The following is a 16,346-nucleotide window of genomic DNA, read 5'->3' on the forward strand; positions in this document are numbered from 1 at the left end:
CCTTTTAAATCGAATACTTGACGTTGAAAGAGATGTAATCTCGATCTGTCATGGCATTTGTTGTTCCTACCCCACCAAAGAAGCTGTTGTAAGAAATATCCGCACCCCAACGACTTTGATAATCAAAGTTCACTCCCAGAGCAACAGATTTTCTGCCTTCGGTGAATAAGAACATCGGATCCGGTGTAATACCATCAACATCATGAGAGAAGATAATTCTTGGGTACATGTTCACACCCGCAAAAAAATTGTTAAAGTCAGCTTTAGCCACTAAACGATAACCCCAAGCAAAATCAGTTGGGAATGGGTTGGTCTCTGGGCCATTATGCACAGCCGCAATAATGCCGGTCATTTCTGGATTACCACCAGAACGAGCCGTTCCTGGACCATTTAAACGTAATTCATCAAAATCAGGCATATCATGGACCCATACGCCGCCCACTTCCGCCAACATGGTCAAATTGTCTAAACCGAGTGTAGGACCAAACAAGTGAGTAAAGGTCATTTGCGCTTGAGTGGTATCAGTGAGAATGAAACCATCAACCGTTTCACCAGGATCAGGAACATCCAGTTGCGAAATACCATCAAGATCAGGGCGGAGTCCTGCGTTAGCTAATTGCTGAGGCATAGCAGCAAACAATAACTCTACGTCATCTATTTGCAATGGCTCATCAACACGATGGGAAATTTCACCGGCAACGGAAGTGTCACCCACTAAGGTGTTAAAGCTAAAACCATACAATTGGATATCTTCAGGATAGACAATTTGTGACTTAGTAAAGGTTTCCATGCTTAACAACAGCTCGCGGTCAATAACCCCACCACTTTGTGCTAAACGACCATAATCACGACCAATAGCTCCGGCAGTAAAATTAGAAGCTGTACCGCTAATAAGTGGACGACGGCTATGGTAGTTCATGTAATACAAACCAAATTCAGTTTCACCTAGTTCTGGCGAATAATAACCTAACTTAACCCCAAATTGGCCATCATCACTTGGATCTGCAGCATCTTTAACTAAAGCTGCTTTGGTTGAATACGACAACATATAAGCTGCATAAGCCGAATTAAATCCGCTCGCTGCCGCCGCGTCATATAGACGTGTGTATTCAGAAATCAGGAAATCTTGGTTGATGTCTGGGTTAGAGTTGAAACCCAATTGCGCATTTTGGTTATAGCCGCCAAAACCAGCGAAATCATTGGTTGCAAAGTTTGAACCAGGTGTAGGGACCCAAATTGGTTGCCAGTCATATTGATAAAATGCTTCAAGGTTTAAGTTCTCACTTAGCCCTAACGATGCCCAAACCATACCTTGCGGACGGAAAGCTTCTTTAAGCTCTGCACCAGGTGCATTGAGGATGTTTAAATCTACAGCATTAATTTCAGCGATACCGTGAGAAATAAGGGTACTTTCACCCCAAGAAACCACTTGGTTACCCACGCGAACACTTAATGGATTTGCGCCGTCGTTTAAATTCCAGTTACCGTAAACAAATGCATCTAATAAGCGAATGTCTTTACATTGCACTTCTGATGCTTTGTTGTCTTCACAAGGATCAAATTCTTTGCCCGTTAATGGATCATTAAAATCATAATCACCGTCATTTAGCTTACGGTCATAAAAATACATACCGCGTAAAAAGACGCCGTAGTTTTCATATTTTAAAGACAGCTCATGAAGACCTTTGACGATCTCAGAAGTGGTATCACCTTGTGCATACAGTAAATTACTTAAATCATTGTTGCTTGAATAAGAACCTGGCTGCTCCCAAATCTCCGCTGAGGTATATTTGGTTGAACCAAATGCACCACCAAATGCAGAGTAACCTGACCAATCAAATTGTGGTTGATTCACCTTACCGATTTGGTCATTCCAATCACGGTCTGATACACGCCAGCTGGCGCCGACAGTCCAAGTTGAATCAAAAGTGCCCCGAACATCACCCCAATCAAATGAAACCGCTGAAGCAGAAGTACTCATCCCCAAACATAATGCCGACACCACCCCCAAAGCGAGAGTCGACCTGTTAAATCTTTTTTTAACAATATTCATTTTAGTTCATCTCCGTAACCTGTTGGATTAGTTGTTATAGGAATTTAACCAACATCTTGTTAGCCCACAGGCAACACTATTGTTACAGCATTTAACTATATTGAGCAAGGTCAAAAAAAAGAAAATGTTTAAGAAAATTAACGCTGTGTGACCAAATATGATCAAATAAAACAGGCCTATATTTGAATTATCAACGACGATAAAATTACAATCATTCCACAATTAATGAAAAAAGTTTATTTTCATAGACTTATAAGTATTCAAGGACGGCTACTTAACACATAACTAATGAATCAAACGTTTGAAGTAAATACTCTATAATTTAGTAATTGATTTAAAATTCCCTTCAGGACTCAGGACTAATTTAAACTGTCCGTGGATGCCTTGAAGGGTTAAATAAGGTCTAAAATACTTACCATTTATGTGCAAAACACGACCTTGGTGGTCCCTTACCTGCACTTTTTCTGCAAGTCCTTGGTAATAAGGTAGAAATGCTTCATAACTCACGTTGAGAGAAAACAAAAAATCCATAATTTACTCCATAAAAAAGGAGAGCAAGCTCTCCTTTTTTCGATTTCAGGCCACGCGATTATTCACCCTAAATAAGCGTGAATGTCGACCATTATTCTACTAGCGATTTAGTCACTTTTTCATACAAATCTGTCGATAAATCTGGCAGTGATTTTAATTCGACTAAACACTGTTTCATTAATTGTTGGCGCTGTTGATCAAACTTTGCAAACTGAATTAATGGCGTGATCATTCGTGATGCGACTTGTGGGTTTGTTTTATTCAATTTCACTAAAATTTTGGTTAAATAGCGATACCCTTCACCATCGGCACGATGGAATTGATAGGTATTGGCAGCCACAAAAGCGCCAATTAATGAACGAATACGGTTTGGATTTGAAAAACTAAAACTCGGATGTTTGGTCAGCGTTTTAATTTGTTCTATCACCTCATCACTATTGACTAAAGCTTGCAGAGTAAGCCATTTATCCATTACTAATGGGGTTGATTGCCACGTAGACTCAAAGTCGCTGAGTAACATAGGTAAACAGGTTAATTTTGCCGTAGCTGCCGCTTTCAAAGCACCTAAGCTGTCAGTCATGTTACTAGCGGAATAGTATTGTTTTTCAACTAATGATTCATGAGTATCTGTCACTTGGCATAGTAATGATAAGGCAATATTTTTAAATGCCCGCGCACCGGCATTATCAACAAGCAATAGCTCTCGATAACGAACCAATAACTCATCTTCACAAGCTGATGCGAGCTCTTCAATAACAAACTCTCTGGCTTTAGCCAATGCATCTAAATCAACATTATCCACCTGCTCTATTAATGCTGAGGCCGAAGGAATAGAGAGAATTTCAGCCACTAAGGCTTGATCTATATTGGCGTCTAAAATGACACCTCTGAATGCTTCAATAACACGATTATCAACCATCATGACTTGCTGCTTTTGCAACTGAGCAACGTTGTTCCATATGGTTTGACTGATTAATTGTACTGATGCTTCCCAGCGAGCCACTTCGCTAGAGGCATAACGCATAAGGTGAACAAGATGGTCAATGCTAAAGTCGTAAACCAGCTTAACGGGTGCCGAAAAGTCTTGTAGTAAAGAGGCTACAGGCGCATTGTCCAGTCCATCAAACACAAATGTTTGGCTGGCTTTAGTCACATCAAGCACTTTATTGACAATTGATTGCCCTGCACTGTCCAATAATTCAACACTGAACGGTATATGAAGTGTTTGCCCCTTAACGCCTTGTGACATTACTTGCTGAGAAACGGTTAAGTGATACTCACCCTTGTCTGCATTAAAACTGTCTTTAACTGTCACCACAGGCGTGCCGGCTTGGCTATACCAACGACGGAATAAGCTTAAATCTTTACCGCTGGCGTCTTGCATAGCATTAACAAAGTCATCACAGGTTACCGCTTGGCCATCATGACGTTCAAAATAGCATTTCATCCCTGCTTGGAAACCTTCCTCACCTAAAATGGTGTGCATCATACGGATCACTTCAGCCCCTTTGTCGTAAACCGTCACAGTATAGAAATTATTCATTTCAATCACGCTTTCAGGACGAATAGGATGAGACATAGGACCGGCATCTTCGGCAAACTGTTGGTTTTTCATCACTCGGATAGCATGAATTCGATTTACGGCGCGAGAACCCACATCGGAACTAAATTCTTGATCGCGAAAAACCGTTAAGCCTTCTTTTAAACTTAACTGAAACCAATCACGACACGTCACTCGGTTACCGGTCCAGTTATGAAAATACTCATGGGCAACAACAGACTCAATACCATGATAATCGTCATCTGTAGCACTGGCTTTATCCGCCAGAACGAACTTGGTATTAAAGACATTCAAACCTTTATTTTCCATGGCGCCCATATTGAAAAAATCAACGGCAACAATCATATAAATATCAAGGTCGTACTCAAGACCAAAACGGGTTTCATCCCATTTCATCGCTTTTTTCAATGACGCCATTGCGTGGTTAGCTTTATGTAGATTACCTTTATCTACAAATACTTGCAGTTTAACCTCACGTCCAGACAGCGTGATAAAGGTATCATTGAGTAAATCAAAATCTCCTGCCACGAGGGCAAATAAGTAACTTGGTTTTGGAAATGGATCATGCCATTGTACAAAATGACGACCCGAACGTGGCATCTCGCCTTTATCAATTAAATTACCGTTACTTAACAAAAAAGGACATGCTTGTTTATCGGCTTCAATGCGCACGGTATAAATAGCCAGAACATCGGGTCTGTCTAAGAAATAGGTGATCCGGCGAAATCCTTCAGCTTCACATTGGGTGCAATAAGCACCATCTGACATGTAAAGACCTTCAAGACTAGAGTTAGTCTCAGGATCGAGTAAAGTGATGACCTCTAATTCAAATTCTGTCTGTTCTGTGGTGATCGTCAACTGGCTATCATGTTGACGATAATTTGCCGCCACACCGTTAATCTTCACCGAACTAAGTGAAAGTTGTTCACCATCAAGCACTAAATCATGTTGATGATCGCCATTACGGATCACTTTGCTGACAGCAGTGGCTTTAGTGTTTTTACCATCGAGAATAACGTTCAAATCAATATGGGAAATGGTAAAGGCAGGCTTTGCATAATCTTTTAGGTGTTTTTCTTGAGCTTGATTCATACAGGATCCTTGTCGAACAGTACTGAAGCCAGTTTGATGATATTGGGGTGTAAACTTAAAAAATTGGCATCATTATTAATTATTGTGATTAATAAAAAACGCGCCTTAAGCGCGTTTTTTAACAGTTATCATAAATTACTTTAGGCTTGTTTTAGCCATTTTTTCAGCATCGGCCATATCGAGTGTAATATAAGCAGTTTCATCTAAAAAGGCATCAGGTAACTTACTGTCATCGCTCTTTTCTATGTCATCTAAAGACTTTACCGCAGCCAAACCATCATGGACTCTACGAGCATTTGCCCGGTCTAGAGCGCGCTTATCATCGTCTTCACGAGAGGCCATACGTTCGCTTTCAACAAGCGATATCGTTTTGTCTTTATGATGTTTTTTAAACTCATTAATATCTTGATAAATATAACTGAACTCAACATCTTTACTGATCCGTTCTTTATGCTTCGCATCAAGATTTTGGATCAACATCGGGGTAATATTTCCTAGCGTGCTGTACTGAGCTACTGGAACTTTATCCCATGGTAAGGCATTTTTCTCTTCTGACTCGCCGTATTCACCAGGCGCTAATGCAGTCGGAAAACTCACATCAGGAGTGACGCCTTTTAACTGAGTACTGCCCCCATTAATACGGTAAAATTTAGCTATGGTATATTGCACGTGACCAATCGGTTTTTCATACATGTCATAAATTCGACCTAAACTCTTATGTTGCTGAACGGTTCCTTTACCAAAGGTCGATTCACCCACAATAAGTGCACGGTCATAATCTTGTAAAGCCGCTGCAAAAATCTCTGATGCTGATGCACTATAACGATCAACCATCACAGTTAATGGGCCATTGTATGCACTGACACCATCGTTATCACTATTTTGATTAATACCACCATTGGCATCCCGGATTTGAACCACTGGACCCTTATCAATAAACAAGCCTGTCAGTAATGTTGCTTCCGTTAACGCGCCGCCGCCATTACCACGAAGGTCAATAATAATGCCTTCAACATTGTCTTTTTCAAGTTGAGTAATTTCTTTGGCTACATCTTGAGATAAATTCATATAAAAACCAGGGATCTGGATCACCCCAATTTTACGATCCGCATATTGACCTTCTTTAGGCTCAACCACTTTTGAGGTCGCAGCGCGATCTTCTAAGCGAATTTTATCTCGGGTAATGACCAGTTCAAAAGGCTTAGCATTCGCACCACCTTTTTTCGGTAAAATTTGTAAAACAACTTCACTGCCCTTTGGCCCTTTAATCAGGTCAACAACATCATCTAAACGCCAACCGATAACGTCAACTACATCGCCATCTTTTTGGCCAACACCGACAATTCGATCTTCAGGTGATAACTTTTCACTGTTTGCGGCCGGGCCTCCGGCTACTAAACTTTTGATAACGGTATAGTCATCATCCATTTGTAACACAGCACCAATGCCTTCGAGGCTTAAGTTCATTTCCATTTGGAAACGTTCTGCATTGCGGGGAGATAAATAACTTGTATGAGGTTCAACGCTGCGAGCAAACGCGTTCATCACGGTTTGAAATACGTCTTCACTTTGGGTTTGGCTTAAACGCTTAATGGCATTGTTATAACGCTTCTCGAGCACTTCAACAATGTCAGGCCATTTTTTTCCGGTTAACTTTAGGTTTAACGCATCGTATTTAACCCGCTGACGCCAAAGGTCATTAACTTCGGCTTCATCTTTTGGCCAAGCAGCATCTTTGCGATCAAATTCATACGAATCGCCTGCTTTGGTAAAATCAAATTCTTTATCAAGCAAAGACAAGGCGTAAGAAAAACGTTCATAACGACGCTTTTGCACCACATCGTACATCTTAAATGCTGCGCTAATATTGCCTGACTCGAGCATATTATCAAACAGATTTTGATATTGACTAAAGCTAGCAATGTCTGCCGCAGTCAGCACATTACGGCGATAATCAAGCTGCTCAAGAAAGCGAGAATAGATTTGTTCAGAAAATGCATTATCGAGATTAAAACGGTGATAATGCGAGCGAGTAAACAAAGTTGTTACTCGCTTGCTAGCCACTTTATGCTGTGGCTCTTGTGCTAGTTTAGGTAACTCGCTGATTTGAATCGTTGGTGAAATTGCCCATGCCGAAAAGCCGACAAATAAACAGGCAATTGACGCGGCCAAGGTAAGTTTTCGCATCAACAAGTACTCCTTAAATTTTCTATAATAGTATGTGTTCTGCACGTACTTTGATGGATAAGCCAGTATCTAACTGAACAAGCACATCTTCTTTATTAATATCAGTCACAACACCGGGTACTGGTGTGGCTCCTAATTTAACATTCACACGTTGCTTTTGTTTCAAATCTTCAAGCTTTGCAGGCACAAGTTTAATGACTGGCGCAACTACTGCAGCTGGACGTTCTTTCTTAACCACTGGAGCACGTTTAGGCGCAACTTTCTTAGCAGGCTTTTTAGGCGCTAACGCTTGACGCTTGGCTTTGGCTTTCTCTTGGCTTTCTTTCAGTGTAAGAATAGCATGGTCGATGTGTTCTTGTTCTAACTCAGCACATTCATTACCTTCAAGATCGATACGTTTGGCACCCGCTTTAACGCCTTTCAAGTAGCGCCAGCTGCTTGTGTAACGACGAAGCGCTACACGTAATTGTGTTTTACTGACTTTAGAATCATCAGCTAACCGTTCAGCCAAGTCTTGAAACAAACCAATTTTTAATGGTTTAGTTTCGCCTTCAGCAATAAAGCATAAAGGAAAGGTTTCATATAAATACGCTAAAATTGCGTTGGTGTCGGTCAACTTGTCTGTTGATTCCATTTTTACTTCCACGTTAATAAAGGGACTGATTATGCGGCATTAGATTTGCCATGCAGTCGTTCATCTTTCGTTAAACCTTACTGTTAAGGCTCAACGTACAAAATATCACTATCCGCTCGTTTGCTAAAGTCATAGAAACAAACCTTAACAATTTAACCAAACTTACTGTCAGCTTAATCATCGATCATCAGTAAATCCAGCACAAATGCGTACAGCGGCATATTATAAAGCCCGCGACAGCGAATGCGACCATGATTTAATCAAAATTGTTCGCTATTTAACCAAATAGGCAAGTTTCGAAGCTTTTTACCATATATTCTAAACCAATTTGATCATCTTGATCGAATCGATTCAATAATGGGCTGTCGATATCTAACACTGCCACAACCTCATGGCCGTGTCTAACAGGGATCACTATTTCTGAGTTACTGGCAGAATCACATGCTATATGGCCGTCAAATTGATGCACGTCTGCCACTCGTTGGGTTTTATTTTCCGCTGCAGCAGTGCCACATACACCTTTACCCATAATGATACGGGTACAAGCCACTTTACCTTGAAAAGGCCCTAGTACTAATTGCTCACCACGCTTGATATAAAAACCAGCCCAGTTGAGGTCTGCTAAGTTGTCGTTTAGCAACGCTGAAAAATTTGCCATTGCCGCAATTAAATCATCTTCGCCTTCAAGTAAAGCTTGTGCTTGACGATTTAATGTTTGGTAAAATTCGGTTTTCATTTCCATTCCTTAAGCTGACATTCACTCGAAAACAGAGTGATTAACGCCGCTATTCTAGTGGTGTATTTTTAGCCGCAGTCTTTTTGGTTTTGGCTGTAGGAGCGTTTTTAACCTGTACGATGCCTTTTAGCAAGTTAGAAAGCTCATCTTTATTGTTTGCTAGATAAAATGCCAGTTGTTCGCATTTATTTTCATCAAGTCCGAGGTCCGCCTTAATAAGAAACGGCACCAGGTTATCGGAAATATCAAGCATCTTATCGTAGGCATCAGCCTCTTTCTTCGATATAAATGTCATCTTCTCCACCCCTTCTCTGACCACGACAAATTGGGTTATCACTGCCATGATGTAATCCTCACTGTTTTTATATACAGTGCATAGAATCTCACATAGTTAACTTATGATGCAAGTGTTCTGATTATTCTGATATTATCAAACACAGAAAATTGAGATTGTTGAACAACAGACTCATTTATCTGCCAATATAAGGCAAAGCAGAGAGGCTTAACTCTTCGCTACCCAATAATGTGTTTCACAATGGATTAGACTAATTCTTCATGCATGAATTTGATGATCATGATTCTATAACGTTATGCCAATCATGTGATTTGGCGGTGAGAAAACGAGCCTTGCCCTCTAGTGCTAGAGCGCTTTGTCCTCGTTGTCATACTGCTCTTTATGATTCTCCTTATTGTTCTATTAATGGCATGCTGGCGTTATGCATTGCAGCATTAGTTATCTTTATTCCGGCCAATTTATTACCTGTATTAGAAATTCACTTTCTTGGCAGTGTCCGCACGACAACAGTCATGCATGCCGCGGTGACAGTTTGGTCTGAAGGTTATTGGGTTGTCGGCTTAGCCGTCATGGTTGCGGCTGTTATCGCCCCTGGATTATTAATATTGTCGATTCTGACTCAGGTTGTCGTTGTAAAGCTAAAATTACACAGTTCATTTTGGCAAAGAGCGTACACCACATTGTTAAAAAACCATGGCTTAATATCGCAAATGACCATGTTAGAAATTTATGTGATTAGCTTTTTAGTGTCGGCATTCCAATTATCTGATTTTTCAGATGTGTATTTCGGTATGGGTACCTTCTGTTTTACGATGTTGTTTATCATCATTTTATTTTTACAACGTGAATATAACCTAGAACATATGTGGGGTTATGTTGATGACTAATCTTCCTATTGCACCCCCAGATAAACCGACCTTGCTCCCTACCGAATCGGTTGATGAGTTTAAAGACGCGCCGACCGCGAATACTCCCACGCATTTGCAGGGGAAAAAAATGGGCTTATGTTTATGTCCCGTTTGTCGCAAGGTTAATCTGACGACGAGTAGTCATTGTCGACGCTGTTTTAGCCAGTTAAGTAGTCGAAATTATGCCAGCATTCAGCAAAGTTGGGCTTTACTGGTTACCGCAACAATTTTACTTGTTGTCGCCAATATCTACCCAATAACCCTCCTGACAAATCGGGGAGAGGTTACCCATGACACTATTTTTAGTGGTATTAGCCATCTGGTCAAAACGGGCATGTTCCCGATTGCTATTATTGTGTTTACTGCCAGTATATTAGTGCCTTGGCTAAAAATTATTGGTTTGGCCACCTATTTAACGGCTATCAGCTTTAACCTTCCAGTATCAAAAAGAAAATTGATGGTGGGTTTTCATATCATTGAATGGATTGGCCGTTGGTCAATGCTTGATTTATTCGTGATTTCATTAACAGTTGCCCTAGTCAATATGGGGCAACTATTAGACGCAAAACCTGCACCTGCCGCTACCGCGTTTGCGTTAGTAATCTTACTGACTCAACTCGCGGCAAGAGTGTTAGATACTCGTTTACTCTGGGACCGCTTGGAACACACTAATGACACAAATTGAATCGCCTAAAGTTGTGAAGAAAAAATTATTCTCGCCAATATGGTTATTGCCTGTTGTCGCCTTAATATTAGGTGCTTGGTTAGGAGTAAAAAGCATTAATGAGTCCGGCATTGACGTTTTGATCCACTTCCCCAGTGCCGCCGGGATCGATATTGGTAAAACCTTGGTAAAATACCAAGGTTTGTCGGTAGGTAAAGTCACCGACATTGGTATTGATGATGATCTCAGAGGGGTTAACGTCAAAGTGGTAATGGATTATCGCGCCGATCCATTTTTAAACAAAAATACTCTTTTTTGGTTAGTCAAACCCAAAGCGAGTATTACTGGAGTCGAAGGATTAGACACCTTATTTTCAGGCAATTATATTGCCATTCAGCCAGGAGATGGGCGCTCTGCAACCGAATTCGAAGCTGAGCGAGAAGCGCCAGCAATCCTCCCCGGCATTGAAGGGCTCATGATCGAGCTAAAATCACCTCGACTGGGATCTATTGATGTTGGCTCGCCAGTATTTTTCCGTCAAGCGCCTGTCGGCAGTGTGGTCAGCTACCGTCTACACGGCAACAAGCAAATTATTATCAGCGCATTTGTTCAAGAGCAATATGCTCATTTAGTCAATAAAGATTCCCACTTTTGGAATGTCTCGGGGTTAAAGATTGATGCCTCATTAGCTGGCATCAAAGTCAGTACCGAAAGTATTGCGTCAATTTTAGCAGGCGGAATTAGTTTTGATAGTGGCACTGATACCGAAAAAGCGGTAAATGGCGATGAATATACCCTGTATGAAGATCAACAAACGGCTCTCGGTGGAATTGATTTTAGCCTAACTGCGGCAAATGGTGAGGATGTCAGCGAAGGGACAGCTATCATCTACCGTGGTATTGCTATTGGTCAAATTGAGAAAAAATCCTTAACGCCAACCGGGGTTCAATTCATTGCTCGAGTTAACTACCAGTACAAAGCGTTAATTGCCAAAGATAGTCAGTTTTGGTTAAGTGGTCCCGAAATATCATTAAAAGGTGTCAAACACGTCAGTCGACTCGTTACAGGAAGTGTGATTAATGTTTTGCCTGGTAGCCAGGCATCAACTGAGGCGATGCAATTTGAACTGGCTTCAGGTGCACCAGACTTACTCAGTGAAGACAAAATTGAGCTAACTGTCGTTGCCAATACCCATACTGGTGTCAGTAATGGTGCACAAGTGCGTTATAAACAATTACCTATTGGCCAAATTCTCAGTACTAACATAAGCCAAGATTTTTCAACTGTTGAGTATCATATTGAAATTCTACCTGAATTTAAAAATTTACTCACGAAGGGAAGTTTCTTTGTGCCTGAAAGTGCATTATCCATAAATGCTTCATTAGAAGGCATAAGTGTTAAGACTCGAGATGTAACCACTATGCTTGAAGGGGCTATTAGCTTAATTCCAGGTAATAACAGCGCCCTACTTGCGGTCAATAGTAAATTGAAACTGCATGAATCAATTGAGTCAGCCAAGGCATTATATGCTCAGCAGCAAATGACCCATTTAACCTTGACCAGTATTGATGGGGCAGATTTAGCTGAAGGATCACCTATTTATTATAAAAAAATGCAAATCGGCTCGGTAAGTAAAATTAACTGGTTAGCAAACACAGATAAATTTAACATTGATATTAATATCGACAATAAATTTGCTCCACTAATAAAACCCAATACAGTGTTTTGGCGCAACGATGCTGTCGCCATCAATGCCAGTCTCGCGGGCGTTGATATTAATGTCGCCCCACTTAAAGGCGCTATTAACGGCAGTATTACTCTTGGCCACATAGATGACATAGCTGATATTCAACACAGTGAGCCGAATCTGCGCTTGTATGACAAAAAATCATATGCGCTTATGCAGGCTAAGGTCATTAATCTCACCTTACCCGTCAGTGCAAACATCACTGCCAATGCCGCCATTCGTTTCCAAGGTCATCAAATTGGTGAGGTGACACACGTTAAGCTAAACCAAGATTTAAACACGCTTAGTGCAACAGCGTATTTGTTTGGCCAATATGCACATCACTTCAGCACCAATGACAGTGAATACTTCATTATTGATGCACAGATTTCTTTAGCTGGGATTAATGCACTAGATGCATTATTAACGGGGCCGTATATTGGGGTTATCCCTGGCAAGAGTCTGGAATTAGTTGATACGTTTGTCGCCTTAGCGCACGCTAGTTTTGCAGCCAATGTGCCCAAAGATGCTGTAGTATTCCAATTAGTTGATGATCAACTGGGTTCCATTAAAGTGGGGACGCCATTATTTTTTCGCGGCATTAACGTCGGCCAAATTGATGGTTATCAGCTAGATGATTCAGGTATTGAAATAACGCTGTTTGCCCATGTCAATGCTGAATATGCTCATTTAATTAACCAAAGCAGCCAGTTTTGGGATGCTTCAGGGATTAAGTTAGATGTCGGATTATTTTCAGGCGCGAAGTTAGAAACGGGATCATTAGAGACCATACTTGCCGGCGGAATAGCATTTGCTACACGTGATGCAACCTCAGACAGTAATAGTATCGATGCCACAAGCCGTTTCCCATTACATGCAAATTCGCAAGATGAATGGACACAATGGCGACCTACACAAGCTAAATAAATTCACTCGGGATAATAAACGCTTATCAAACAGCCTTTTCTCCGTTGAGGTTAAATAACGATTCAAACACAAAAAGGCCGATAAATTTATCGGCCTTTTTTATCACTGTCCCGTACTAAAATACATTTACACTTTTTATTATTAACCATAAAACCAATAACACACGCCTATGGCTGCAGTAATACCGGCAATATCAGCAGTTAAACCACATGCCAACGCATGACGGCCATTACGGATCCCGACAGAACCAAAGTAAACGGCCAACACATAAAAAGTCGTTTCGGTACTGCCTTGCAAGATTGCGGCTAATCGGCCAGCAAATGAGTCAACACCATGGTGACTCATGGTTTCTAGCATCATAGCCCGCGCGCCTGAACCACTAAAGGGTTTCATCAATGCCGTTGGCATCGCATCAATAAAGCGCGTATCGGCTCCCAATGCGCTAACGACGCTAGCTAAGAGCTGCAAAGCATAATCTAATGCGCCAGAAGCCCTCAGAAAACCAATCGCTAATAACATCGCCAACAAATAAGGAATAAGCTGGATTGCTTGACTGAACCCCTGCTTTGCACCGTCGACAAACTCTTCATACACAGCAATTTTGCGATAACCGGCGACTAAAATAAAACTTAGAATGAGCAATAGCAATATGCCGTTGCCCAAAATCATAGACACTTGGCCTATTGCATCGGCCGATAATGTCACTAAATAAGCCATACCTGCCATGAACACACTCATAATGATGGCAGCATAAGCCAAAATAACACTATTGAATAACGAGATACGTTGCACCAAAGCCACAACCAGCAGCCCCACAACGGTCGAGACACTTGTGGCCAACAAGATAGGCAAAAAGATATCAGCAGGATTAGCAGCACCTTGTTGCGCGCGATAGAGAAACACTGTCACTGGGACTAACGTTACCGAGGAGGTATTTAACACTAAAAATAAAATTTGGGCATTGGTTGCAACCGCTTTGACCGGGTTAAGCGTTTGCAGATCATGCATTGCTTTTAAGCCTAAGGGGGTTGCGGCATTATCTAACCCCAGCATATTCGCAGTCAGATTCATGCTAATACTCCCATACGCCACATGGCCACGAGGAACCTCAGGCATCAACTTGGAGAGTAAAGGCTCGAATATACGGGCAAACAAACCCACTACACCGGCCTTTTCACCCACCTGCATAAGGCCCATCCATAACGCTAGCACACCAATCAAGCCAATTGAGATGTCTGCCGCTAATTTGGCACTGGCAAACAAAGCAGTAACCGACTCGCTTAATACATTGACGTTGCCATTTACCAATTGGATCACGATAGACAACGCGGCAATGATAAAAAATACTAACCACACTCTATTTAACACATATATCTCCATAACCCAGTCGGTTTTAATAACCTCAATATACAGTAATCATTGCCGATCAGGGCGTACAATTCCGTGATATGATCGACCCAATCACTGCAAAAATAATTTATCGTTTATTATTATGGCCCAATTAAATACAAACTTTATCAAGCACATTGAGAAAGAGTTACCCGCCCACTTATCTTTAGAAGAGTTTATCGCTTATTGTGATAAACCGCTTCGTCAATCCATTCGGGTTAATACACTAAAAATAAGTACCGTCGCGTTTATCAACATCATGACGCAAGCAGGCTGGCAACTCTCACCGATACCTTGGTGTGAGGACGGATTTTGGATTGAAGGCAAAGATGACATTCAGCTAGGCAATGCCATCGAACATATTCAAGGGCTGTTTTACATCCAGGAAGCCAGCTCTATGCTGCCGCCAACTGCACTCTTTTCAAATGATACCGCACCTGAAATTGTCTTAGACCTTGCTTCAGCTCCTGGCTCTAAAACCACTCAAATAGCAGCCTTAATGAATAACCGTGGCTTATTAGTTGCTAATGAATACTCCGCCAGTCGAGTGAAAGTATTGCATGCCAACGTGCTACGAATGGGCGCAAGCCATACTGCCCTGACCCATTTTGATGGCAGAGTATTTGGTGAGTATTTATTTGAATCGTTTGATACTATTTTATTGGATGCTCCTTGCGGCGGCGAAGGAACGGTTCGTAAAGATCCATTGGCATTAAAACATTGGGATATTGATGATGTTACTGCGATTGGCGAAACCCAAAAAGATCTTATCGAATCTGCATTTTTGGCATTAAAACCTGGTGGGACCTTAGTCTATTCTACTTGCACCCTAAGCCAGTTAGAAAACCAACATATCTGTCTACACTTAAAACAAATATATCCTGATGCGGTTGAATTTATCTCATTGACAGATTTATTTGATGGCGCAGACCAAGCGTGCACTAAAGAAGGTTTTCTACATGTTTGGCCACAAATTTACGACAGTGAAGGTTTTTTTGTCGCCAAAATCCGCAAAATAGCCTCAGTCGAGCGAGTAGAAAAACAGCCAAAATTACAAAAAAACTTTCCATTTACTCCCGTAAACGAAAAGCAAAAAACGGAGTTAATACAATATTTTCAAAACAACTTCTGTCTCGAGTTACCTAGTGATGACGTGATCATGGTACGTGATGATGAATATTGGTTATTTCCAGCCCAATTTATACCGTTTATTGGCAAAATGCGCTTTCAACGTATTGGCATTAAGCTCGCTGATGCAATGAAAAAAGGCTACAAAGCAAAACATGAAGCCGTTATTGCTTTATCAGCAGCAGCACATAACCCAACAAAAACTATGGAATTGAGTGCCGCGCAAGCACAAGATTATTTAATGGGTCGTGATATTGCCATAACTACTTTTGATGAATCGGTACAGCAACATTTAGCCATAATGCCACGAGGTGAAATGTTAGTGAGTTATCACAAGGTCGTACTTGGGGTCGTAAAACACTTAGGCCATAGGCTGAAAAACAATTTACCGCGTGAATTAGTCCGCGACAAGGTTAACGTAAGTCTATGACACACTAATTAACCTCATATATGGTCTCCTCCCGTATTGCAAGGTATAACTCATCGATAACAGGGACAGGATTGCTGTCATATAT

General features: G+C 41.2%; 12 protein-coding genes. 4 read left to right on the forward strand and 8 right to left on the reverse strand.

From position 1 onward, the window contains the following. Nucleotides 1-4 precede the first annotated feature (4 nt). The 7 genes from AAEZ02_RS18135 to AAEZ02_RS18165 form a co-directional block, all read right to left on the reverse strand. On the reverse strand, nt 5-2,053 hold the full coding sequence (locus AAEZ02_RS18135; protein ID WP_124013023.1) for a DUF1302 domain-containing protein: 2,049 nt from the start codon (nt 2,051-2,053) through the stop codon (nt 5-7). Nucleotides 2,054-2,368: 315 nt separating this feature from the next. Then, complete coding sequence (locus AAEZ02_RS18140; RefSeq protein WP_164839474.1) at nt 2,369-2,584, reverse strand: DUF2835 domain-containing protein; 216 nt, start codon at nt 2,582-2,584, stop codon at nt 2,369-2,371. 91 nt (nt 2,585-2,675) lie between these two features. Then, nucleotides 2,676-5,237 carry an aminopeptidase N gene (pepN, locus tag AAEZ02_RS18145; RefSeq protein WP_124013021.1) on the reverse strand — a complete coding sequence of 854 codons (2,562 nt, stop codon included), beginning with the start codon at nt 5,235-5,237 and terminating at the stop codon, nt 2,676-2,678. 135 nt (nt 5,238-5,372) lie between these two features. Continuing rightward, complete coding sequence (gene prc / locus AAEZ02_RS18150; RefSeq protein ID WP_101031025.1) at nt 5,373-7,424, reverse strand: carboxy terminal-processing peptidase; 2,052 nt, start codon at nt 7,422-7,424, stop codon at nt 5,373-5,375. A gap of 22 nt (nt 7,425-7,446) precedes the next feature. After that, nucleotides 7,447-8,058 carry an RNA chaperone ProQ gene (gene proQ, locus AAEZ02_RS18155; RefSeq protein WP_101031021.1) on the reverse strand — a complete coding sequence of 204 codons (612 nt, stop codon included), beginning with the start codon at nt 8,056-8,058 and terminating at the stop codon, nt 7,447-7,449. Between the two features lie 277 nt (nt 8,059-8,335). After that, nucleotides 8,336-8,794, reverse strand: a complete 459-nt coding sequence (gene msrC / locus AAEZ02_RS18160; RefSeq protein WP_101031020.1) for a free L-methionine (R)-S-oxide reductase MsrC — start codon at nt 8,792-8,794, stop codon at nt 8,336-8,338. 49 nt (nt 8,795-8,843) lie between these two features. Then, the gene (locus tag AAEZ02_RS18165; protein ID WP_101031017.1) at nt 8,844-9,137 is read right to left on the reverse strand and encodes a YebG family protein; all 294 of its coding nucleotides are present in this window, start codon (nt 9,135-9,137) and stop codon (nt 8,844-8,846) included. A gap of 212 nt (nt 9,138-9,349) precedes the next feature. Here AAEZ02_RS18165 and AAEZ02_RS18170 point away from each other — a divergent pair, with 212 nt between their 5' ends. From AAEZ02_RS18170 to AAEZ02_RS18180, 3 genes are all read left to right on the forward strand, one after another. Beyond that, nucleotides 9,350-9,976, forward strand: coding sequence for a paraquat-inducible protein A (locus AAEZ02_RS18170; RefSeq protein ID WP_101031014.1), 627 nt, complete (start codon nt 9,350-9,352; stop codon nt 9,974-9,976). A 109-nt stretch (nt 9,977-10,085) separates the two neighbouring features. Further along, complete coding sequence (locus AAEZ02_RS18175) at nt 10,086-10,682, forward strand: paraquat-inducible protein A (protein WP_101034658.1); 597 nt, start codon at nt 10,086-10,088, stop codon at nt 10,680-10,682. Continuing rightward, complete coding sequence (locus AAEZ02_RS18180; protein WP_124013020.1) at nt 10,669-13,314, forward strand: MlaD family protein; 2,646 nt, start codon at nt 10,669-10,671, stop codon at nt 13,312-13,314. The genes AAEZ02_RS18175 and AAEZ02_RS18180 overlap by 14 nt, the downstream gene beginning before the upstream one ends. A 141-nt stretch (nt 13,315-13,455) precedes the next feature. On the opposite strand, the gene AAEZ02_RS18185 is transcribed toward AAEZ02_RS18180, so the two are convergent. Then, a complete protein-coding gene (locus AAEZ02_RS18185) occupies nt 13,456-14,682 on the reverse strand; it encodes a spore maturation protein (RefSeq protein ID WP_101031009.1) in 1,227 nt (408 codons plus the stop codon). Nucleotides 14,683-14,806: 124 nt separating this feature from the next. Here AAEZ02_RS18185 and rsmF point away from each other — a divergent pair, with 124 nt between their 5' ends. Further along, complete coding sequence (gene rsmF / locus AAEZ02_RS18190; protein ID WP_124013019.1) at nt 14,807-16,261, forward strand: 16S rRNA (cytosine(1407)-C(5))-methyltransferase RsmF; 1,455 nt, start codon at nt 14,807-14,809, stop codon at nt 16,259-16,261. Nucleotides 16,262-16,346: the final 85 nt, after the last annotated feature.

The organism is Shewanella sp. T24-MNA-CIBAN-0130, from assembly GCF_040310185.1.
Classification (GTDB): Bacteria; Pseudomonadota; Gammaproteobacteria; order Enterobacterales; family Shewanellaceae; genus Shewanella; species Shewanella psychromarinicola.